Here is a 21,879-nt window from a genome sequence, read left to right as displayed (position 1 = left end):
CCGAATTCATCTCACCACCTATAGAGGTGGAGACTTCTGTACCTGTCGCTACGCTTTCGGTACAAAGGACATTTGCTGAAAGAAGTTAATCAAAAAATTTATCAAATAATTTTTTTGCTCTTCCGATTACGCTTCCTTTTGATTCTGAAGGTGCAGCATATTCTTGCTTCTTTGGTGTGGCTGCAGGGGATCCTACAACTGCATATTCAAGAGGCTGCGTATTTGTACTTTTTCCATAAAAATCATCTTCTAAATAGGCGTAACGAATAAGTCCAACTGCCGTCGTAAATGAAGGCTCTCTAACGCCAATATAGTCAGGTGTATATATTCTAACACGTGTTTGCAGTATCTGGCGTGCCAGTTGAGCAATTCCCTCAAGCTTTGCAACGCCTCCTGTCAAAACAACACCGCCTGGTAAATCTCTAACACCTAGACGGGCTAACTCGTCGATGACTAACTCAAATAATTCTTCCAAACGAGCGCCAATTATTTCTGATATAAAGCGCTGACTGTACTGATCTGTTGAATCTGTCCCTACAACTGGTACTTCGAAGAGTTCATCATCTGATGCGTCATCATAAAAGGCATGTCCAAATTGATGTTTAATTTGTTCTGCCTGTTCTGTTGGTGTTTTTAAGACGATTGAAATATCTTTCGTAATATGATCGCCACCAACTGGAATGACACCCGTATGAGTTAACAGTCCTTCGTCGAATACTGTGATAGTCGTTGAACCGCCTCCTAAATCAATGAAAGCGGTACCTTGGTTTTTTTCATCCTCTGTTAATGCAAAGTAACCTGCTGCTAGTGGTTGTAAATAGATTTCTCGAATACTTAGACCTGCACGTTCTACACAACGTAAAACATTGTGTAAAAGTGTTTTGGAAGTTGTGATCATTGTGGCATCCATTTCTAAACGAATACCAATCATACCTCGCGGATCTTTTATTTCATCTAAATTATCCACAATAAATTGTCTTGGAATAATATTTACTAATTCACGTTCAGGAGGTATTGACATGACTTGTGCAGATTCTACCACTCTATCTAAATCATCATCTGTAATTTCTCTATTTTCACTATTTACAGCGACAACACCTTTAACTAGTTGTAACATCGTCTGGTTAGCAGGAACACCTAAAACGACTTCATTAATTTGATACCCTGTCATTCGTTCAGCTTGATCTATTGCTTTTCGAATCGATTGAACTGTTGCATCAATATCAACAATTGCACCTTTTCGAACACCATTCGATTTTACATTTCCGACTCCAATTACATGTAATTGGCCGTCGCTCATTTCACCTATTAATACCTTGATAGAGGAGGATCCAATATCAAGAGAAATATATAAATCTTGCTGATTCAATTAGCTGCACCTCCTTGAAAAAATGCTCTTATTCTCATTCTATTGTAAATTCAGCATAATGTCTAAGCAAATCGAGCATTTTGCTCAATTTTTCTCTCATTCTATGGAATTTTTGTTCTTTTTATGACGTTTCTCATCTAAGCGAGTTAGTAGAATACGCCTAATTATTGCTATATTTTGGAACAAACGTACTCCGAAAGCGAAAATAGCAGCTAAATACAAATCTATCCCTAAATACACACCTAAAAAGGCTAATCCTGCTGCTAAAGCTATATTAAAAAAGAATCCTGATACAAATACTTTATCGTCATATACTTGCTGTAATTGAGCACGAATACCGCCAAATAATGTATCTAAAGCTGCTAAAACAGCTATTGACAGATAATTTTCATATATAGAGGGTATTTGTATATTTGTTAACAAGCCAAGGGCAAGTCCAAATATCAAACCTAAAAATGGTAGCCACATATATTATTCTCCTTTTTCCACCTCTGTTAAATAATCATTTGTCAATGGCTGATCAAATGCTGGGATTGTTAAATGCTCAGATGGTTCCTCTATTAATAAATTAAAGTTATCCAAATAAAAGGAATCGATAAATGTAGAAGCTTGTAACGAGTTGTACATTTTTTGAGCTTCTTTAAAAGAGCTTGTCCCAACATAAATTTCAAAGGGTGGTGAGGACAGTGGTACACTGTTCACTGTAGTCTTTCCATTTATGTCTCGAATGGCTGTCGTCTGAACAACGCGATTTCCATCTATCGCGACACTTGCTGCATTGTTTTTAAACAGAGCATTTAGTAATTGGGTTAGTAAATCAGGTGTAATTTCTTTGATTTCATACCCCATTTCAACTAATTCGGGTGCTGGTTCAACTCGAAGTATAACTCCTGGACTTGTGACTTCCGTTAGCCCTGCCTGTAGTTTTAAACGATTCAGCGTTTCATTTAATGCTGACTGTAAATTTGCTTTCTCAGATTGCTCATAGCGACCCACTACTTCATTAAGTGAGCGAATTTCTGCTAATAATGCGGAATGCCTTTGCTTCTCTTCTGCTAATTCCTCTCTTATGGCCCAAATATCTCGTGTATCTCGCTCAGCTGGTTGCTTTATGGTATTGTATTGTACCGCTATCATCAAACCGATAATAAATAGCACGATCGTTATTCGGGTAAACATATTTTTTTTCAAAATAGCCCCTCCTAGACGTATCGTAACCCCTCACAGATTTACGCCTTAGATCTTAAACTTTGCAAATCTATAAGCTACCTAGAGGCTATAACCAAATTTAATCTGTAAATATTGACTTGAAATCGTTTAACTTTCTACTTTTGCTTTTGGCATTGCAAGCTTTTGATCTTCTTCTAATGATACAACAATATTGTCATTTAATAATTGATCCACAACCCCACCAGTTAAGTTTAAGGCAGCTATTAATGTTGCTGAATCTCCTACAGCTTCGACGACGAATGGAGCTGGATGTTGCTTACCATCAATAGTGATGACTGGTCCATTACAACGTATATAAGAATTCGCTAAAACACGTTGACCATTAATAGCAATTGCTTGCGCACCAGAAATTTTAAGTTCATTGAGCAATTTAAAAATATGACTTTCATGCACGATATAATCATTAGGATTAGCAGATTTTGGATTGTAATCACCATCTTGAAGGGTAATACGTATCCCTTTTCCTTCTGAATTTAAATCACCTAACAACAAGCGTAAATCCTCTGCTTCTTCAACAAGCTTTGTATAATCCTTTTTGCTAGCGACAAACGATTTTTCATACTTGCGAATTTTTTCTTGCAAAGCATTCGCCTCTTCTGATAATTCTTTATTTCGCTCTTGTTGTGCAATTAACTCCTCACGATAAGATTCCTCTTGCTCGAAAAGCTCCTTATTAGTCGAACCTGCATCTCGATTTTCTTTCGCCTGGTTGTAGGAATAGCCAATGATAAACCCCATAGTCACACAAACAATAAGCAACTGAAATTGTTTTCTTGAAAAGAAATTTTCTTTGCTATTCTTTTTCTTGTTGTTCATCTTTTTTCACTTCCTGGTTGGCCGCATTTTGATCTAAATCAATATTTGCTTGGTTGTACTCAGTATTGAAAGGACGATAATACGAGCCGACCTCTAAATCGATAACCCCCTTCTCCAAATTTGGAATTTGTGCCACAAGTGAAGGGTAATGATTTAGTTTTTCTGCTAAAGTTTGAATAACGGCACGAACTTCATAGCCATCGTTCATATAGAGCTTGATTGCATTAGGATTTGTTTCATTACTATTTGTATTGACTTGAGAAATTAATGCTAATACTTCTGGGTTTAATTGTGCTAATTGCTTGACAAGTTTCTTAATTGTCTTTTCGCCAGTTATGCCGATAAATACAGGTGCATCAATCGGGATATCATCCCCAACTTGTTCAAAGCGCTTGCCATTTTCAAGCAATGGATAATAAGTACCGTCACCAGCTAAGTAAGCAACCTTTTTCCATTCTTTAATATCTATTGTCACACCCCGAAGCCAATTACGTTTAACATGTGCTTCTTTCACCCATTTATCCTTTAGTAATATTTTCTCTACGTCTTCTACTTTAAATCCCCACATCGACTTCCCAGTTGTAAGAGTACTTGTCTTCATATAATATTGTTCTTCTACTAATCGAGCACCGTTGACTGTTATTTTGTTGATTTTACTGTAAGGAGATTGAAAATAAAGGAGTACTGCTAACACAATAAAGAAAAGTAATATTAGCACTATAAATTTCCGATTTGTACGCTTTTTTCGTCGCTTTTTTAGCGTAGGTATGCGATCTTCTATGTCAATTACTTTCTCCAAAAAAGTACTCCTCCTTTATATTTATTTCGCTAATTGATAAATAATACCTATTATTAGCCACATTGTTACTAAAGATGTTCCCCCATAGCTGATAAAAGGCAATGTAACACCTGTTACAGGAACTAAGCCAATCACTACTGCTATGTTTAAAAATGCTTGTACGGCAAGCATTGTTACAAGTCCGATGATTGCGTAATATGATGTTCTTGTTTTAGCTCGCACTGCAAATTTATAGCCTGCATAAATCACCAGTACGAAAAGTGCTAAAATACTAAGTCCACCAAGCAATCCAACCTCTTCAAGAATTATTGCGTAAATAAAGTCATTTTGTGGTTCAGGTAAATATAAAAACTTTTGCCTACTTTGTCCAAAACCATGCCCGAAAATTCCAGCAGGGCCTATAGCCATTAATGATTGTACAGCTTGAAACCCACTACCTAAAGGATCGACCCACGGATCGATAAACGCCTCAATCCTCTTAAGTCGGTATGGCGCTGTAACAATCAAGCCTACTAACCCAGCAATTCCAGCTATCAAAAACATGGCATAAAGCTTTAAAGGATACCCTGCCACAAAAAGCAATAAAAACACAGACACAACGAGAATAAAAACTGAACCAAAATCAGGCTGAAGCATAATAAGTATTACAGGCAATAATAAAATCAATCCATGCCGCCAATTAACAATCGACTTACCTGTTTTATGCTGTGCTAAAATATGGCTCATATATACAATGACTGTAATTTTCGTTAGCTCTGCTGGCTGAATTGTTAAAGGACCTATGCCAATCCAGCTTTGAGAACCATTTCGAACTAGTCCAATTCCTGGTATAAGTACAAGGACTAGTAAAATTAACGAAAATATATAGGCCATTTTCCAAAAGGACTGCTCTTTCAAAATATTTAATCGAAAAGTGATTAAAAACACTACAATAGCTACCGCAAAGTATAGACTTTGCTTCATATAAAACGGCATTTTTCCACTATAATGAACGGCACTCCAATAGGTACCTGCAGAATAGACGAAAATAATGCCGATTATAGAAAGCATCAATGTTGTGACGAGCAATAAATAGCTTTCTTTCCCTCTCAGTATTGCCATCCTTCCAAGTCAAGTATATTCTAAAATAGTTACAGGCTCATTACAGCTTCATTACAGCATCAATAAAAACATCGCCTCGTATTTCAAAGCTGTCATATTGATCCCAACTTGCACATGCTGGAGATAATAGCATAACATCGCCTTCTGCTGACATTGGCGCCGCGTAATGGACTGCATCCTCAACATTTTGGGCAATGACAGTTTGTTGTACACCACATGATTTTGCAAATTCTACAAAGCGTAGTCCTGTTTCTCCAAAGGCAACAACACCCTTTACATGGCTCATACATGGACGTAATTCTTCAAACGAATGTCCTCGATCTAAGCCACCTGCCAGTAAAATAACAGGTGCTTGGAATGCATCTAAAGCACTTTTTGTTGCTAAGCAGTTTGTAGCTTTTGAGTCATTGTAAATTTTGCGGCCGTTCCATTCACGCACGAACTGAGTACGGTGACGAACTCCCCCAAACTTCGCTAAAACTTCTTCCATTTTAGCTTTGTCACAGCCGACTAAAATACAAGCTGCGACAGCCGCTAAAATATTTTCTAAGTTATGCTTACCAGGCAACGCGATATTTGCTCGATCTAGATAAGGCTCACCTTGCCAGTAAATTGTTGTATCATCCGCACTAATTCCTTCATCCGTACGTCCCTTAGAACTAAATGGTACCTTTTTAGCTTTTGATTGTGTAGCATAGCCTACAACGATCGGCTGATCAGCATTATAGATAAAATAATCGCTTTCATCTTGATTACGTGTAACACCAAACTTTGCCTCTGCATAGTTGTCAAACGTCCCATGATAATCAAGATGAGCATCATAAAGATTTGTTAATATGGAAATTTTTGGCTTGAAAGTTTTAATACCCATTAATTGGAAAGATGATAACTCTGTAACGATTACATTATCCTTTTGTGCTTCTCTTGCAACACCACATGCGACTGTCCCTATATTCCCTGCAATTAACGGTTGTAAACCACCGTTATTCAGCATGTCGAAAATTACTGTTGTCGTTGTTGTTTTACCGTTTGATCCTGTAATACCGATAAACGGGGCTTCACTAATTAAATAGGCAAGCTCAATTTCTGTCCATACGGGGATTCCACGGTTTATTGCATCTGCTACTATTTTGTTACTATAAGGAATCCCTGGATTTTTCACTAATAATTCAAAGCCTTCATCGAGTAAATCCTCTGGGTGACGGCCACAAATAACCGTAATTCCCTTTTGCAATAGACCTTGCGCATCTGGGCTTTCATCAAATGGTTTAGAATCATTGACCGTCACAAAGGCGCCAAGCTCATGTAAAATCTCAGCTGCAGCCACACCACTTTTAGCTAGACCTAAAACAAGGACTTTTTTATGTTGTAAATCTGAAAAGTTTCTCATAAGAACGCCTCCGATAAAACTGCAATCAATGCTACTGCTAAAGCAGTTGACCAAAAGACAAGTACTACCTTCCATTCTGACCAACCTGATAATTCAAAATGATGATGAATAGGACTCATTTTAAAAATACGTTTTTTACGAAGTTTGAAGCTACCTACCTGTAAAATAACGGATAATGTTTCAATAACAAACACCAATCCAATTAACAACAGTAAAAGTTCTGCTTTTACTAATACAGATACCATGGCTAAAGCTCCACCTAATGCTAACGAACCCGTATCTCCCATAAATACTTTTGCAGGATTCGCATTGAAAAGTAAAAATCCTAATAATGCACCTGTCACCGCAAATGCAAATAAGGCGATATCAGCTTGTTCTTGGAATAGAGCAATAACACCAAATGCTGCAAAGGCAATGGATGCAGTACCTGCCACAAGCCCATCTAATCCATCTGTTAAATTCACAGCATTTGAGAAGCCTACTAACCAGAAAATTAAAAAGGCTACATAGAAATTACCAAGATCGATCGTCCAATCTGTAAATGGTATAGCAAGTGTTGTATCAAACGATCCTAGTAAGAAATAAGCCAGGACCGCAATAACAATTTGACCGATAAGCTTTTGAATTGATGTTAGTCCTAAATTACGTTTAAAAACAACCTTTAAGCTATCATCTAATAAGCCGATTAACCCAAATCCTACTAATACTAATAACAGTACGACAGTATATGTTGTAAATAAATCTAAAAAACTACCTACACCAACAGTAGTGAGGATAATGGCCAGTAAGAAAATAATGCCACCCATTGTTGGTGTACCAGCTTTTTTCATATGGGATTGTGGTCCCTCTTCACGAATACTTTGACCGAACTTTAATCGGCGAAGAAGTGGAATACTAATTGGTGCCAGGATAACTGTTACTATAAAAGCAAGAGCTAAAATGGTAAGTGTTGTTGCGAGTTTCATTGAAAAATCTCCTTTAAATCTTGTTTCACTTTCTTCTTGAAGAAAAAAGCACATACTTTCATGTATTTATTACTACCCTTCATTATAATAGTGGTTCTTTCCCATTTTTTAAAGGTAAAGTTATATTAGTTCTCTAAATAAAGGTGAATGGTGCCATCTTGTTTAATAACACTATCCACTTCAGGCAGTTGATTGCCAATTTTAGTACCTTCTCCATGCCATTCAATACGGAATGGATATTGTTGCTTGGCAATATCGTCCTTCGTTTGACCAATAAAACTTGGTACCTTCACAGTGATTGGGTCACCCCAACGATAATCCTTTTCAAGCTGTTCCTTCGATTTTTCAATGCCAACAAAAGGTGCAACGTCTTCAATAATCTGTCCAACGATTGGAGCTGCGATCACACCGCCAAACTGTGTTCCCTTTTTCGGGTTATCTACTGCTACATAAACGACAATTTGCGGATTATCCGCAGGTGCGAAGCCAATAAACGATACGATATATTCACCGTCTTTATAGCGCCCATTTTCCACCTTTTGTGCTGTACCTGTTTTGCCACCAATCCGTAATCCATCTCGGTAAGCTTGACGTCCTGAGCCTTTTGCTACAACAGATTCTAATGCACCTCGTACCTTTGCAGACGTCTCCTCACGAATAACCTGTTTTTTAACTTCCGGTTTAGTCTCTTCTATAACTTCTCCAGTATTAGGATTAATAATTTTCTTCACAACATATGGCGTATAAAGCTTGCCCCCATTTACTGCTGCGGCTACTGCTTGCACTTGCTGAATTGGTGTTACGGCAACACCTTGGCCAAATGAAGTTGTGGCCTGCTCAACAGGTCCAAAAGAATCTTTGGAAAATAAAATCCCTGAAGCTTCGCCAGCGATGTTAGAACCTGTTTTTTTGCCAAAACCAAAATCTTTAACATATTGTAGTAGTTTTTCATTACCTATTCGTTGACCTAATTCAATAAAGCCAGGGTTACAAGAATTTTCTACAACTTCAAGGAAGGTTTCAGAGCCATGACCTTCACGCTTCCAACAGCGCAATCTTGCTCCTGCAACCATTGAATAGCCTGGATCATAAAATGTATCCTTCTCTAAATCTACTACATTTTCTTCTAAAGCAGCACTGAGCGTTATAATTTTAAACGTTGACCCAGGCTCATATGTCATCCAAACTGGTAAATTTCGATTGTAAATAGCAGGCTCTACCGTTTGATATGCTGCCGGATCGAAAGTTGGATATGAGGATAACGCTAAAATCTCGCCAGTGTTTGGATTCATGGCGATCGCCATTGCTTGGTCAGCGTCATAACGCTCCATTGCCTGTGACAGTTCACGCTCGACGACCTGTTGTACATCTACGTCTACCGTTAGCTCGATCGTTGCGCCATCTTCACCAGCCTTCCAGGCGCTCTTTACGTTCGGTAAATTATTCCCTTTGGCATCTGTAAAGATCCGTATTGCAGAAGAATTAGCCTTTAACAACTTATCGTATTCATATTCAATTCCTGCTAAACCTTGAGCATCATAACCTGTGAAGCCTAAAAAGCGAGATAGTAGGGTACCGTATGGATAATCCCTTGAATAATCGACACCGCTATATAATCCCTCAATCTGCATACCTTGTAACTCCACTGCTTTTTCATACGAAATATTTTTTCCTTCAGGTGCCAGCTTTACTAAGTATGCTTTTTTCTTCATTTTTACCAACAGCTTTTGTTCATCTACTCCCAAAACTTGTGCAATTTTCGCTGCTGCTCCTTCAATATCCTTACTTTGCGAAGGCATGAAATACAAAGTTGGCGCAAGCTTATTTGTGACAATATTTTTCCCTTTACGGTCAGTAATATGCCCTCGCTCATTGGCAAAAGGAATTTCCCGGTCCCAATTCTCTTCGGCTTTCTTTGTCAGGTCTTTTTGATCTAATACTTGCAAGAAGATAAGTCTAATTACAACCGCAACGGCTACAAACATAAACAATACGTATAAAATACGCAATCGCTTTTTGGAATGGATAGAAATCCACTTCATTCGACATCACACCTTGTTTTTTACAACGTATGAAATAAAGCGGGCTTCTATTCAGGGTTTATTCAGTTGTTTCACCCTCGGGTGGGGTCTCTACATCTTGCTTAAAGCTTTCAGCTGGCGTTTTCAGCTTCACAACAATCGGTGAACTATCTGAAATTACCGTTCCTGCCGAGACGCTCTGACTAGCTACAAAGCCCTCTCCGACAACTTCAATTTCTAAATTTGTCATCGTCTTAAAAGCAAGTACATTACGTAACGACCAATTAGTGAAATCTGGTAGCGTTATATTACCCTTAGTCTTTAAAAATACAAAATTACCTTTTACAAGTTTTTGAGGACCTTTTGGATATTGGTCAATAATTTTACCGCCACTACCAACAATAACAGGCTTTAGACCATCGTTCGCAAGCTCTACTTGTACAGCCTCAGCACTTTGACCTGTGTAATCTTGTATTTTTGTATCGTCAACATGCTTTACATCTTCTGGATTAACATTTAAATACTTTAAGCTATTTAACATAACTGGGTTAAATACTTTTGAAACTGGTACAGAACCAAGTTCACCCTTAAGCTTTGGTCTTTTTACAGAGACATACATAACGAGCTGAGGGTCATCTGCAGGAGCCATCCCTAAGAAAGAATATAAAAATTCATTTGCTCCCCATGAATAGTTACCATTTCCTAGTGGGATTTGAGCAGTACCTGTTTTCCCTGCAACTTCATATTCATCAAGGATAAAATCCTTCGCTGTACCATTCTTAGCTGTTAACGTAGATGCTAGGATTTCTTTAACTTGCTTCGCTGTGTCGGCTGAAACTGGTTGTCCCTTTACAACGGGCTCATGATTTTGGATAACCTTCCCTGTTGAGGAATCGACAATTCGATCAATAACGTAAGGTTGCATCATCTTTCCACCATTCGCGATCGCTGTCAATGCTTGAATTAACTGAATCGGCGTTACTGTAGAACCTTGACCGAATGTTGTTGTCACTCGTTCTACTGGATATTTCGATAAAAGTGTACCCGACGCTTCATTTGGTAAATCAATGCCTGTTTTCTTACCAAACCCAAATCGATCTAAATAATCAAAAAACACATCGTTACCAATTCTCTTTAAAAGGTGGGCCATTCCAGTATTGGATGAACGTTGGAAGCCGTCTAAAAATTGAATCGGACCCCAACCTTTCCCACCATTATGGTCCCTAATAGGCTCACCAAAAACATAGTAAGTTCCTGACTGATACCACGCATTTGGATCCCACGCTCCTGTATCAATAGCCGAAGCAAGCGTAAACGTTTTCATCGTCGAACCTGGTTCAATGGTCTCTTCAATAGCCTCGTTTAGCCATTTCATATTTTTACCTTCTCGTGTATCAGGATTAAACGTAGGTCGTTGTGACATCCCTAGGATTTTACCAGTTTTCGGATTTGCCACAATAGCTGTCATTGATTCAGGGTTATATTCCTTTTCAACCGCTGTCATCGCTTCCTCTAAAAAGCTTTGAATTGTTTTATCTAGTGTTAAATAAATGTCATCACCATTTTTCGCAGGCGTCACCATTTTTTCACTACTCGGCAATAAATAATGGAATGCATCTGTCTCATATTCAACCTTACCGTCTTTTCCGGTTAGTTCTTTGTTATAAGTAAGCTCAAGACCCATTTTTCCTTTTGTCGTGAACGTACCATCCTTATTGTCCTCTTTTAGTGCAAAACCAATTAAGTGCGAGGCAAAGATACCATTTGGATAATAACGTTTTAAATCGTTGATAAATACAATCCCTGGTAATTTCTCCGCTTTGATTTTACTCATAGTATCATGACTTATCCCACGGCCTGCACTTCCAAATTCAACTTGATAAGGCTTTTTGCCCTTATTATTTACCCTAGTAAGCTGTTTATAGATTTTTTCTTCGTCCATAGGAATATATTCTTTTAATATTTTTGCAGTTTTTTCAGCATCTACTACATGTCGAGGTTTTTTTTCATCCGTCGTTGCTTGTTCATTGACGACGGCGATTAGTCGATAACTAAGTGTATCTTCCGCGATAACTTGTCCATTTGTATCGTAAATCTTCCCACGGCTTGCTGATATTGCACTTTCTTTGCTATATTTAGCAGCTGCTCTTGCCGCAAGCTCTTGTCCTTCCACTTCACCTGTCACCTGTAACATAAACATTCTTGAGAACAATAGAAAAAAGAGCCCTCCATAAAAAATTAATAATAGAAAGGCTCCCCATTGGAATCGAAATCTCTTTTTTTTCATTCTCCCGGCACTACCTTTACATTTTTCTCATTTTGAGTTAAACCGAGTTCTTTAGCTTTTTTCCATATGTTATCGTATGTAGAAAGTTCACTCACACGAACTGTCAAGTCAACATTCTTTTTAGCAATCTCTTCTGCTTCAGTTTCGATTTTTTGAATGTCCATGCTAGTCGTTTGAATTGCTGCTTGCTTGTTCAAAACTAGTACCGATAATACAGCAACAATGCTAACTAAAACAATTAGCATTGTTTTTTCAAACTTCTGGTTCGTTTTTTTACGACGGATAATAGTGGGTTGTGGACTAGGAGGTGTTAACGGTTGTTGCACTTGTTGTTGCTGGTGCTGCCTTACACGAACTGCTGCCATTTACTCACGCCCTTTGTCGTTAATTTTCTCAACCACTCTAAGCTTTGCTGAACGAGCACGATTGTTTACTGCCAATTCTTCATCAGAAGGAAGAGTCGGCTTTCTCGTGATAAGCTTTAAAGTTGGCTTCATGTCATCTGGAATCACTGGCAAATTCGGTGGTAATTCCGGTAATGATGACGCTTCCTTAAAAATAGTCTTGCATAGGCGGTCCTCCAATGAATGGAACGTAATGACACTAATGCGTCCACCTACGTTTATCATATCAATCGCATCGACTAACGAATCCTCTGCCGCGCCTAGCTCATCGTTAACAGCAATTCGTATTGCTTGGAATATGCGCTTCGCTGGATGTCCACCTTTACGGCGAGCCGCTGCTGGAATACCCTCTTTAATAAGTTCTACAAGTTGGCCGGTTGTTTCAATCGGTGCCACCTTACGTGCTTCTTCAATTTTACGAGCAACTTGCTTGGAAAATTTTTCTTCCCCATAACGGAAAAATATACGTACTAAATCTTCATATGCCCATTCATTCACAACATGAAATGCTGTAAGTGTTGCTGTTTGATCCATGCGCATATCTAGAGGTGCATCATGGTGATAACTAAAGCCACGTTCTGGTGTATCTAGCTGAGGTGAAGATACGCCTAAATCATATAAAACACCATCAACTTGTTCAATACCAAGCGCTAATAGCTCTTCTTTTAAATAGCGGAAATTCGAATGAACAAATGTCACACGCTCAATATATGGCGCCAATCGAATTTTTGCATTGTTAATAGCTGTCATATCTTGATCGAAGCATATTAAACGCCCTTTTTCAGATAATTGTTGTACTAAATATTCACTGTGTCCTGCTCCACCTAACGTACAGTCCACATATACACCATCAGGATCGATGTTCAACCCATCAACAGTTTCTTTTAATAACACGGTTGTATGATCGAACATACCACTCGCTCCCTTCGGGCCTTAACTAAATAAATTTTAAAAATCAAAGCCAATCATATTTTCTGCAATTTCATTAAAGGATTGTTCCGACTCACTGAAGTAAGCTTCCCAAGCATCTTTCGCCCATATTTCAATTCGATTCGAAACTCCTAACACGATACATTCTTTCACAAGATGTGCATGCTGCATAAGAGTTGAAGGAATATTTATGCGCCCCTGCTTGTCTATTTCTACTTCCGTTGCTCCTGAAAAGAAAAACCTTGCAAAAGCACGTGTATCCTTTTTAGTCATCGGTAAGTCCTTTAATTTTTCTTCGAGTTTTCGCCATTCATTCATAGGATAGCCAAATAAACAATTATCAAGTCCGCGCGTTACAACAAATGTTTCACCTAAGGCGTCACGAAATTTTGCGGGCACGATTAATCGTCCTTTCGCATCAACAGAGTGTTGATATTCTCCCATGAACATGCTATTCACCCCACTTTATTAAATAATGTACCACATCCCCCCACTTTCCACCACTTTTTTTAAAAAAAACTTGACATTTTTATACTTAATATGTGAATAGACCTTTAACAACATATCGAACCCATGATAAATGACACAAAAAAAGAGCTACCCTTAGTAGGATAGCTCTCCATTTACTATTTATGTCGTCATTGTTCATCAAATTAATATTGTATTAAATTGTTAATTGGGTATAAAGTTACAAATATTAGGATTATAAATAAATTAAATAGTGGTGATTGCCAATGCTATAATTTTGTTTCAGCATTTCAGTAATTAGCATAGGCCCAAACTCATTAAAATATTGATAAGGGTTATAAGTTCTTTCCTGGAATCCTTCATTCGGATACAACTCATTTTGTAGCGTCATAAATTTTCGAATTGTCGTTTCATGCTTGTTAAGGACAGTTTGTTCAACCTTTTGCTGTAAATACTCAAATTGCTTTAGATGATTCTCTTTATTTTTCACAAGAATTTTATCTAGTAAGAGTTGTTGCTCTTCTAAATAAAGTTGAAGGGCCTCATACTTTTCTAAAAGATCTTGTTGCATCGCCTGAATTTGATGCTTCGCTTCAGCATCCTGTACTTCAGCAATAAACTGTTCTTTAAGCTGTACCGCTTTTCCACCCAAAACATCGGCAACATTTAAACGATATTCACGTAAAAGTTGTTCTACATGACGTGTGACAATCGTGATATGAAGACGCGGAGCAAAAATCGGCATTTGTAAACCTAATACCGCAAACGCATCTTTCAATGTCGCCCAGTACGCAAGCTCCCCTGGTCCACCAACAAACGCAAGCACAGGCAATGTCATTTCCTGCATTAGCGGACGCGTCACAACGTTATTACTTAACTGCTCAGGATGTTTTTCTGCAATTTCTAAAACTTCTTCACGCGATAGCTTGATATTTGCAGCTAGATTTACAAATTGCTGATTTTTTCTTTCTAAAAGATGACGCTCCCCATCTTCTACATAAAATAAATTGGCCGCCTCGTTTGATGCCAAAATAGGATTGCCATAGCCTGCACGTTCAAGCTCCGCTTCTTTTTCTGTCACCACTCTAGCAATTTCTTCATTTTTATGAATGATACGGGTAAAATTATCACGCTCATATTGGCGGAACTTAAAGTCTGCTGCATCAATCATCAATAAACCTTCATCTTTAAACAATTGGTTCATAAGTTGCGCAAAGAATTCCGTAAATGTTTCACACTCATTAAGAGTATCCACTAATTGTTTCACAAGCATTTCAGTGAATGCTGTTTCGCCCATATCCTTCGCAATCGTATTTATTAATTGTGTCATTGATTCTTTGTTTATACTTGTTTCAGAAGCCATCGTTTTACGTCTTGAACGTTCACCGTAAACACGTTTTTTAATATCTTCACCACATACTGTATATGTGTGGTTAATTTCCTCTAAATCATGATCTTCACCAGCTATCCAAAAAACAGGAACAACCGGTCGCTGAAGTTTTACACTTTGCTCTTTCGCTAATGCAATGACCGAAATCGCCTTATGCACTGAGTAAAGAGGGCCTGTTAATATACCCGCTTGTTGCCCACCGACAACTGCAACAGCCCCTTGCTCTAGTTGCTGCAAATGTTCATTCGCTTTCTTCGATAATCCGAGCGGCTCCATAAATTGACGTATAATGGCTGTTAATCCCTTTTGATCATATGCATGCTGATCTAAATATTGCGCTCGTTTTTCAAAAGATTTATCGTTATATGCGTATTCAAAAAACTCATGGATAGCAGTATTCGACGACCAATAATCTGCTAGCAAACGATTTTTTATGGGTACTTGGATTGACTCCAGTTTCATTTAACACAAACTCCTCTACTCACTAAATCATCTTCTTACTCTTCATAAGCAAACTTGAAATAAAATAAATTCCTTTTAATACTACTAAGCAATTTGAACGTTTATCAAATCGACAAACTCCAACAAATATTCAAAAAACGGTATACGATTTTTGTTAGCTACTCAAACGTTGTCGTACATTGGAATTTTATTTAATTTATTTGCAATATAGAGTTATTAATATAAAACAATCTTTAATGCTATTATTTTAACGCTTATGGCATCAACATGAAAAGAAAATGCTTAGACAGCCTGTAAATATTCAATAACAGATCGAATAACACCTACTATACAAATAACAATATATGCCGTACTTAACACTAAAAATTGAAAGCGCCAAATTTTCCTAAGGAGCAATTTCACTTCAATTTCCTTTTTCGTCCGCCAATCAATATATGTAAAAATCATCGCCATCATTATCGCAAACGTTACTAATAGCGCACTAACATCGATATTCCACAGCACACTAATTACTAGTGGTACTGAAAAAAACAAACACACTGTTGTCACGTCCGATGCTACTCCAAAAGCATGAGTGCCTCGAATTTTAACCTTTCGACTAATTAAATAGACAATCACAAAAAGAAGGATTGGACAAAAAATAATGATACTTATAACTATATGTAAAAAATCTTTCAACGTCTTTCACCGCTCTCCTCTATCGCAAGTACTTGGTAGTATAAAGTGCGTAAAGTAGGCAAATTATGACCTTTCGCTAGAGCTTTTTCTAAAATTACTCCTACAATCGTGTCAATTTCACTTTTTTTCCCATGTATCCGATCCGCTAGCATAGATGATGTATTGCTTGCTGTTATTTCACATAACTCTATCACTTTGAAAAAAGGTATAGCTTGTTCTATGTCTTCAAAAGCATCCGTTAATTCTCGATAGATAGTTTGCATCAATAAAAATGCTTGCTTATTCGTTATTAACTCTCCATTCCTCACTTGCAATATAGCCGTTAATGGGTTAATCAAGCAGTTAAATACCGCTTTCTCAAATAACATTTGTTCAGCATTAGCAACCAACTCAAACGAATACAAGGAATTTTTTAATTGCAACAAATCGTTAAACGTATCACCGTTTCCTCGCTCTATCGCAATTTTACAAACACCCACGCCCCTATGTTGCACGGTTACCCGATCTATCATTTGAGCACCAAATGACACAGAGCAAAAGGCAATATTTTTTTGTGGCAAACGAAGAGCTTCATCAAAATGTGCTAAACCATTTTGCATAAACAACAACGAAACTGTACTCGGCAACGCAGATAATTGTCCGTAAAGCTCTTGTAATTGACCATACTTAACAGCAATTACAATTAAATCTTGCTGTGATAACTCCATTAAGTTCGTAGTTGAAGCAACTTTTTGTGCAGTTTTCGTTCCATCAACATTCACTCGTGTTAAATACTTCGCATTAAGTTCATCTATCTGTTCACTCCTTCTTGAAACCAACGTTACAGACATACCAGACTCAGCTAAAAAGCTTGCCGTTAACAGACCTACAGCACCTGCACCAATAACCGCTACATCCACAACTCATTACACCTCCCACATTTACAACGGACGATCTAACATAAGAGAACGCCCTCCTAAACAGCTCTACTGCCATTACATTTTAGCCGCTACCGACCATCAATCAATTTTACCTCGATATAATTGTTGCTGCCGCTTCGCTTTCGCACAGAAAACATTTGTTGCTGCCGCTTCGCTTTCGCACAGAAAACATTTGTTGCCGACGCTTTGCTTTCTCACAGATAAATTGCCACAGGACGTGGCGTTCTTAGACTGAGTTCCTCTATTTCAGCGGATGTTGTGACACCCGTACCTGTCGTTTGCTTTCAGCACAAAAGACACCCACTGAAAGAAGTTAAATGATCCTTTTCGTCCCTTTCTACAGAAGGAGGTGCCTTAGAATGATCTCTAAGGCACCTCCTATGCAGGTTCTTTTATTATACAGGATTGACTAAGTGTTTACGATAATATAAAAAGTGAAACTTTAATCAGTAGTTTTTTCTCACTAATTATCAGCCTTCACCTATTGGAATTTTACGGACCGTTAATGAGGGATGAATATTTTTTAAAACACTCAGCGCAGCATTATGTTTTCATTCAAGTTTACATTTTTTCTAAGTACCTTACTCTACAGCACTTTTAACTTTTGGCAGCTTCCTTATTTAATCTTTCATTAAAGAATACCCTTGCTGCAACCATTTCACTAGTTTATCATGTTCATTTTGTAATTCACGGTGCCTTACTTCGAGACTTTGATAGGCTTCTGTTAATTCATCAAAACTTGTTAATGCCAGTTTCAAATGACTCCGCATCGATTGTTGTGGCTGATTTCGGACAGCTAGTAGTGACTGACTATATTGACTGCGTAATGTTTTATTCCAACGGAAACCACAAGCTTGTTTTGTACGACCTAGTTCAGCAGCAGCCAATTCAAAAGCTTCTAGCTGTGTTTTGCCATTTTGCACATTATGCAACACAATTTCTGCTAATCTTTCATCGTCTTCCTTTGTCCATTGATCTTTTCTTTTTTTCAATTCCATAATCTATCACCCTCGCATTTTTTACTACTATATGCGTGAACGAGCAAAATAGAATCATCGAATTAAAAAAGACAGTGATTAAGTTTTGTTATAATCACTGCCGTTATACATTATTTATTGTTTTTCTTTGTTAGGAAATTAGCAACTGCCTCGTGGTGAGCTTCACTTTCCCACAATTTAGCACATGTACGAACTTCCTCCATAACACGTTCATACATATTACGCTCACGCCACTTACGAAGCTCAATTTCTTTATAAGCTTTATGAACAGAAGGATGAATTTTACGCATATGTTCGATAAAATTATTCAATGCCGCTTCTTTTGAACCTTCAAAAACGCGCATTGCCCAACCAATCTCATATAGCAATTCTGCTGAATATGGCTTCGCATCGGCTAGCATCTTCATCGCACGATCATGGCGTAATCCTCGTTCGAATAAGTATGTACCGCCTCCCCAGCCGCTCGTAATTGCTAATGTCCCCTGTATAAAACCGCACTTCGCATGACTTGCCACTAGACGAAAATCGCAAGCTGTTGCAATTTCACAACCTCCACCAACCGCTGTTCCGTTAATTAACGCAATTGTTGGCACAGGTAACGTTGCAAGATCGTATAATATTTCGCCCATCTTACCTAACATCCCAAACGCTTCATCCTCCGTTTCGAGCGCATGGAATTCAGATAAGTCGCCGCCCGAGCAAAATGATTTATCCCCTACTCCCGTAACGACTAAAAAACGAACATCCTCATGATTTCGAATATATGTAATGACTTCTTGTAGCCCATCCATAACCTCATCATTTACCGCATTCCGTTTTTCTTCTCGATTAATCGTAAACGTCATAATACCTTCTTTGTTATCAATTATGTAAGCCATACTATTTCCCCCTTTGTCCTGATGGATAAATTGTATCATACAATTATTATAGTACTATATATCTTTTCGTTATTGCCGGAAAATTCCGTCTCTTTAAGCCAACAAAAAGGCTAGTAAAGAGCCATGGTCTCTCTACTAGCCTTTTAAGTGAGCAAACACTGTATTATTTGCTTACTACTTCTTTACCTTTGTATTGTCCGCAAGCTTTGCAAACACGGTGTGATAATTTAGCTTCACCACAGTTTGGGCAAGCTACCATACCAGGTACAGATAATTTGAAATGCGTACGACGCTTTCTTTTTGCAGTTTTAGAAGTTCTTCTAAATGGTACAGCCATTGATGGCACCTCCTTACAGATCGTCTATTCGTCTGTTTGATCAAAATACTTAGCTAAATTAGCAAGTCTTGGATCCACTTTTTGTTCGTCAGCTTTTTTGTGTAGTTCAACGTCTTCATCCGTCGCGTAAGACCAATTTTTCCCACCATGCACTTGCCCTTCGGAATTTTCCTTAAACACTTGCAAAGGTACTTCAAGAAGCACTAACTCCTCAATAACCGGCTTCATGTCGATTACTTCACCAATAATATAGTGAATATCTCCGTCATCTTCCCCTCGTTTTTCCTCGTCAATCCAGCTGAAAACCTCAACTGTCTCAACTTCGATAGGAAACTCAACATCTTCCCATGTGCGTGCACATGGTAATGTTAACGTCGCTTCCACAGTTAGCTGACATGTCATTTGCGATGCACCGAAAGTACATAGCCCTTTTACATGAACGGGCGAAATTGCTCGAATATCCTGGTTTCGCTCCATCACCTCGTCCAGCTGGACATAGGCATCGATTGGCATCCCGTTTTGGCGGTATTTAGATAATTGATGAATTGACCATTTCATTCGTTTAATCACCTCGAGACAACACTGTTGATTATATAATGTGTAAAAATAGATGTCAAGATAATTTCTTGTCACCACAATAAAACCCACCTATAATTAAATATTATAAAAAGTGTATTTGCTCCAAACCGTTCTATATAAGAAAAAGGTTCTAAGTAAGAACGAGAAGCAATTGACATTGGTAAAGGGGGCTTAAATTTGCAAGCAGTCGGAATAGTTGTTGAATACAATCCTTTTCACAACGGACACGCCTATCATTTAGAACAGGCAAAAAAAGTAGCACAAGCGGATATTGTCGTTGCAGTCATGAGTGGAGATTTTTTGCAGCGTGGTGAACCAGCCATGGTTGATAAATGGACACGCACAAAAATGGCTCTCGCAGGTGGTGTTGATATTGTCATTGAACTACCCTACGTTTATAGTACCGCACCTGCAACTGATTTCGCAAAAGGAGCAATTTCCTTACTATCTGCAATTGGTTGCGATTCTTTTGCCTTTGGAAGTGAAGACGGTTCCATTCAACCCTTTATGAATACGTTTCAGCTCATTAATAATCATCGCACTGAATATAACACTCTTATTAAAGAAAGCCTTAAAACGGGTGCAAGCTATCCCAAAAGTCTACATTACGCCTATGAACAGCTTTCTCAAAAATTCCCTGCAACATACATTGATTTGGGACAACCAAACAATATACTTGGTTTTCATTATATTGAGGCTGCAACGACTCTAGGTAGTAACATTAAACCTTTAACGATCCCTCGCATTGTTGCAGGTTACCATGACGCTTTGCAAGAAGGGGCATCCATAGCTAGTGCTACAGGAATACGCAAGGCTCTAGCAACAACCAACACGCTTCAAAGTGTGGAAGATTTTCTCCCTAAAGCATCGTTTGATTATTTAGCTGATTGGTACGAAAAATATGGTGAATTTGCAAGTTGGGAAACTTTTTGGCCATTGTTACAGTTTACGCTTATTCGTCACACACCTCATGAACTTACGCGCTATGCAGAAGTAACAGAAGGCATTGAAAACGCTCTAATTAAAGCAGCGAAAACAAGTCATTCATTCAGTAGCTTTATGGAGAAAATTAAATCAAAACGCTATACTTGGACGCGACTTCAACGCATGCTTACACACATTTATACTGGGTTTACAAAGGAACAGTTGCAAAGCTTTGACGCCCCATCTAGCATACGTTTACTTGGTATGAGCAAGAAGGGACAACGTTATTTAGGAATGCATAAAAAAGATATACCTTTACCTTTAATCAGTCGTGTAGCTGCTATGGATGATGCTATGCTTGCTGTAGATATACATGCAGCAGAGGTTTACAATTTAAGTATAGAACAAGGAACAAAAGAGCAAAGTCTTCCTAAAGATTATCAAACACCACCGATTCGTTTTTAAGAAATGGAAAACTACAAAAAATTCTTCAGGAGGTATGGCTTTGAAGTATTTTTTATATTTTTATTGTTTTTTGTTAATTTTCTTGTTAATAGGATGCAATTCTTCATCTTCTTGGGCATTTCAATTCGTAAAGTACAATAATACACATTACATTATGACTGAAGAAGTTTTAGAAAATAACCAACTTGGCGAAAAGTTAGGCGAAGTAAAATACGACCTCAACAAAGAGCAAGACAGTAAAGAATTGTCTTCAAATATTTATCCAGTTGAAACAAAAATTTATGCTATTTACAACATAGATACTTCAAAAGCGATTGCCGTAGTTAATGAAGAAGGAAAAATAATAAAACTTGTAGCAGAGAATTAAGTTAGATTTTTAAAACATCAAGGTAAACAAAAAAGCCTGGTTACTCAATTAATTTTGAGTAACCAGGCTTTTTTATCATTTTTCCCCATCAACATTAGCAA

The 21,879-nt window shown here is 37.9% G+C and carries 22 protein-coding genes; 2 read left to right on the top strand and 20 right to left on the bottom strand.

Features of this window, described 5'->3' with window-relative positions:
- Nucleotides 1–85: 85 nt before the first annotated feature.
- The 20 genes from ftsA to ACIQZA_RS00700 all read right to left on the bottom strand — a co-directional run bounded on the left by ftsA (nucleotide 86) and on the right by ACIQZA_RS00700 (nucleotide 20,001).
- Complete coding sequence (gene ftsA / locus ACIQZA_RS00795; RefSeq protein ID WP_142507546.1) at nucleotides 86–1,369, bottom strand: cell division protein FtsA; 1,284 nt, start codon at nucleotides 1,367–1,369, stop codon at nucleotides 86–88.
- A 96-nt stretch (nucleotides 1,370–1,465) separates the two neighbouring features.
- Complete coding sequence (locus ACIQZA_RS00790; RefSeq protein WP_132357543.1) at nucleotides 1,466–1,837, bottom strand: small basic family protein; 372 nt, start codon at nucleotides 1,835–1,837, stop codon at nucleotides 1,466–1,468.
- A 3-nt stretch (nucleotides 1,838–1,840) separates the two neighbouring features.
- Nucleotides 1,841–2,560 (bottom strand): DUF881 domain-containing protein, encoded by a 720-nt coding sequence (locus ACIQZA_RS00785; RefSeq protein ID WP_142507547.1) that lies wholly within the window; start codon nucleotides 2,558–2,560, stop codon nucleotides 1,841–1,843.
- A gap of 126 nt (nucleotides 2,561–2,686) precedes the next feature.
- Nucleotides 2,687–3,415, bottom strand: coding sequence for a DUF881 domain-containing protein (locus tag ACIQZA_RS00780; RefSeq protein ID WP_400934175.1), 729 nt, complete (start codon nucleotides 3,413–3,415; stop codon nucleotides 2,687–2,689).
- Nucleotides 3,393–4,214 (bottom strand): cell division protein FtsQ/DivIB, encoded by an 822-nt coding sequence (locus ACIQZA_RS00775; protein ID WP_402880143.1) that lies wholly within the window; start codon nucleotides 4,212–4,214, stop codon nucleotides 3,393–3,395. Before ACIQZA_RS00775 ends, ACIQZA_RS00780 begins: the two co-directional genes overlap by 23 nt.
- Nucleotides 4,215–4,235: 21 nt before the next feature.
- Nucleotides 4,236–5,315: a putative lipid II flippase FtsW gene (ftsW, locus tag ACIQZA_RS00770; RefSeq protein WP_400934173.1), complete on the bottom strand. Its 1,080-nt coding sequence runs from the start codon at nucleotides 5,313–5,315 to the stop codon at nucleotides 4,236–4,238.
- A 40-nt stretch (nucleotides 5,316–5,355) separates the two neighbouring features.
- A complete protein-coding gene (murD, locus tag ACIQZA_RS00765; protein ID WP_402880146.1) occupies nucleotides 5,356–6,705 on the bottom strand; it encodes a UDP-N-acetylmuramoyl-L-alanine--D-glutamate ligase in 1,350 nt (449 codons plus the stop codon).
- On the bottom strand, nucleotides 6,702–7,670 hold the full coding sequence (gene mraY / locus ACIQZA_RS00760) for a phospho-N-acetylmuramoyl-pentapeptide-transferase (protein WP_402880148.1): 969 nt from the start codon (nucleotides 7,668–7,670) through the stop codon (nucleotides 6,702–6,704). The genes murD and mraY overlap by 4 nt, the downstream gene beginning before the upstream one ends.
- A gap of 125 nt (nucleotides 7,671–7,795) precedes the next feature.
- Nucleotides 7,796–9,712, bottom strand: coding sequence for a stage V sporulation protein D (locus ACIQZA_RS00755; protein WP_402880150.1), 1,917 nt, complete (start codon nucleotides 9,710–9,712; stop codon nucleotides 7,796–7,798).
- A gap of 58 nt (nucleotides 9,713–9,770) precedes the next feature.
- Complete coding sequence (locus tag ACIQZA_RS00750; RefSeq protein ID WP_402880152.1) at nucleotides 9,771–11,978, bottom strand: penicillin-binding protein; 2,208 nt, start codon at nucleotides 11,976–11,978, stop codon at nucleotides 9,771–9,773.
- Entirely contained in the window at nucleotides 11,975–12,343 is a 369-nt protein-coding gene (ftsL2, locus tag ACIQZA_RS00745) for a cell division protein FtsL (protein ID WP_400934163.1), read from the bottom strand. Before ftsL2 ends, ACIQZA_RS00750 begins: the two co-directional genes overlap by 4 nt.
- Nucleotides 12,344–13,294 (bottom strand): 16S rRNA (cytosine(1402)-N(4))-methyltransferase RsmH, encoded by a 951-nt coding sequence (rsmH, locus tag ACIQZA_RS00740; protein ID WP_132357563.1) that lies wholly within the window; start codon nucleotides 13,292–13,294, stop codon nucleotides 12,344–12,346. It abuts the gene before it with no gap.
- Between the two features lie 36 nt (nucleotides 13,295–13,330).
- A complete protein-coding gene (gene mraZ, locus ACIQZA_RS00735) occupies nucleotides 13,331–13,762 on the bottom strand; it encodes a division/cell wall cluster transcriptional repressor MraZ (protein WP_142507556.1) in 432 nt (143 codons plus the stop codon).
- Between the two features lie 253 nt (nucleotides 13,763–14,015).
- Complete coding sequence (bshC, locus tag ACIQZA_RS00730; RefSeq protein WP_402880155.1) at nucleotides 14,016–15,632, bottom strand: bacillithiol biosynthesis cysteine-adding enzyme BshC; 1,617 nt, start codon at nucleotides 15,630–15,632, stop codon at nucleotides 14,016–14,018.
- Between the two features lie 282 nt (nucleotides 15,633–15,914).
- A complete protein-coding gene (locus ACIQZA_RS00725; RefSeq protein ID WP_400934159.1) occupies nucleotides 15,915–16,310 on the bottom strand; it encodes a DUF3397 domain-containing protein in 396 nt (131 codons plus the stop codon).
- Nucleotides 16,307–17,209 carry a ketopantoate reductase family protein gene (locus tag ACIQZA_RS00720; protein ID WP_400934158.1) on the bottom strand — a complete coding sequence of 301 codons (903 nt, stop codon included), beginning with the start codon at nucleotides 17,207–17,209 and terminating at the stop codon, nucleotides 16,307–16,309. The genes ACIQZA_RS00725 and ACIQZA_RS00720 overlap by 4 nt, the downstream gene beginning before the upstream one ends.
- Nucleotides 17,210–17,850: 641 nt before the next feature.
- Nucleotides 17,851–18,228: a transcriptional regulator gene (locus tag ACIQZA_RS00715; RefSeq protein ID WP_132357574.1), complete on the bottom strand. Its 378-nt coding sequence runs from the start codon at nucleotides 18,226–18,228 to the stop codon at nucleotides 17,851–17,853.
- A gap of 110 nt (nucleotides 18,229–18,338) precedes the next feature.
- On the bottom strand, nucleotides 18,339–19,106 hold the full coding sequence (locus ACIQZA_RS00710; RefSeq protein ID WP_402880157.1) for an enoyl-CoA hydratase/isomerase family protein: 768 nt from the start codon (nucleotides 19,104–19,106) through the stop codon (nucleotides 18,339–18,341).
- Nucleotides 19,107–19,269: 163 nt separating this feature from the next.
- A complete protein-coding gene (rpmF, locus tag ACIQZA_RS00705) occupies nucleotides 19,270–19,443 on the bottom strand; it encodes a 50S ribosomal protein L32 (protein WP_010858320.1) in 174 nt (57 codons plus the stop codon).
- Nucleotides 19,444–19,467: 24 nt separating this feature from the next.
- Nucleotides 19,468–20,001 (bottom strand): YceD family protein, encoded by a 534-nt coding sequence (locus ACIQZA_RS00700; RefSeq protein WP_400934154.1) that lies wholly within the window; start codon nucleotides 19,999–20,001, stop codon nucleotides 19,468–19,470.
- A gap of 198 nt (nucleotides 20,002–20,199) precedes the next feature.
- Here ACIQZA_RS00700 and ACIQZA_RS00695 point away from each other — a divergent pair, with 198 nt between their 5' ends.
- Nucleotides 20,200–21,411, top strand: coding sequence for a nucleotidyltransferase (locus ACIQZA_RS00695; RefSeq protein WP_400934152.1), 1,212 nt, complete (start codon nucleotides 20,200–20,202; stop codon nucleotides 21,409–21,411).
- A 40-nt stretch (nucleotides 21,412–21,451) separates the two neighbouring features.
- Nucleotides 21,452–21,778 carry a hypothetical protein gene (locus ACIQZA_RS00690; protein ID WP_400934150.1) on the top strand — a complete coding sequence of 109 codons (327 nt, stop codon included), beginning with the start codon at nucleotides 21,452–21,454 and terminating at the stop codon, nucleotides 21,776–21,778.
- The last annotated feature ends 101 nt before the right edge of the window (nucleotides 21,779–21,879 follow it).

Source organism: Lysinibacillus sp. NPDC096382 (assembly GCF_044762845.1).
Taxonomy (GTDB): domain Bacteria; phylum Bacillota; class Bacilli; order Bacillales_A; family Planococcaceae; genus Lysinibacillus.
The sequence above is the reverse complement of the archived record's forward strand: the minus strand, read 5'-3'. Positions and strand labels throughout refer to the sequence as shown.

What these genes read in the sequence shown, in the direction of transcription:
- ACIQZA_RS00715 (WP_132357574.1), bottom strand. Translation starts at nt 18,228, where the DNA reads ATGGAATTGAAAAAAAGAAAAGATCAATGGACAAAGGAAGACGATGAA.
- ftsL2 (WP_400934163.1), bottom strand. Translation starts at nt 12,343, where the DNA reads ATGGCAGCAGTTCGTGTAAGGCAGCACCAGCAACAACAAGTGCAACAA.
- ACIQZA_RS00700 (WP_400934154.1), bottom strand. Translation starts at nt 20,001, where the DNA reads ATGAAATGGTCAATTCATCAATTATCTAAATACCGCCAAAACGGGATG.
- mraZ (WP_142507556.1), bottom strand. Translation starts at nt 13,762, where the DNA reads ATGTTCATGGGAGAATATCAACACTCTGTTGATGCGAAAGGACGATTA.
- ACIQZA_RS00780 (WP_400934175.1), bottom strand. Translation starts at nt 3,415, where the DNA reads ATGAACAACAAGAAAAAGAATAGCAAAGAAAATTTCTTTTCAAGAAAA.
- rsmH (WP_132357563.1), bottom strand. Translation starts at nt 13,294, where the DNA reads ATGTTCGATCATACAACCGTGTTATTAAAAGAAACTGTTGATGGGTTG.
- ACIQZA_RS00755 (WP_402880150.1), bottom strand. Translation starts at nt 9,712, where the DNA reads ATGAAGTGGATTTCTATCCATTCCAAAAAGCGATTGCGTATTTTATAC.
- bshC (WP_402880155.1), bottom strand. Translation starts at nt 15,632, where the DNA reads ATGAAACTGGAGTCAATCCAAGTACCCATAAAAAATCGTTTGCTAGCA.
- rpmF (WP_010858320.1), bottom strand. Translation starts at nt 19,443, where the DNA reads ATGGCTGTACCATTTAGAAGAACTTCTAAAACTGCAAAAAGAAAGCGT.
- ACIQZA_RS00790 (WP_132357543.1), bottom strand. Translation starts at nt 1,837, where the DNA reads ATGTGGCTACCATTTTTAGGTTTGATATTTGGACTTGCCCTTGGCTTG.
- ftsW (WP_400934173.1), bottom strand. Translation starts at nt 5,315, where the DNA reads ATGGCAATACTGAGAGGGAAAGAAAGCTATTTATTGCTCGTCACAACA.
- ACIQZA_RS00750 (WP_402880152.1), bottom strand. Translation starts at nt 11,978, where the DNA reads ATGAAAAAAAAGAGATTTCGATTCCAATGGGGAGCCTTTCTATTATTA.
- murD (WP_402880146.1), bottom strand. Translation starts at nt 6,705, where the DNA reads ATGAGAAACTTTTCAGATTTACAACATAAAAAAGTCCTTGTTTTAGGT.
- ACIQZA_RS00710 (WP_402880157.1), bottom strand. Translation starts at nt 19,106, where the DNA reads ATGGCTTACATAATTGATAACAAAGAAGGTATTATGACGTTTACGATT.
- mraY (WP_402880148.1), bottom strand. Translation starts at nt 7,670, where the DNA reads ATGAAACTCGCAACAACACTTACCATTTTAGCTCTTGCTTTTATAGTA.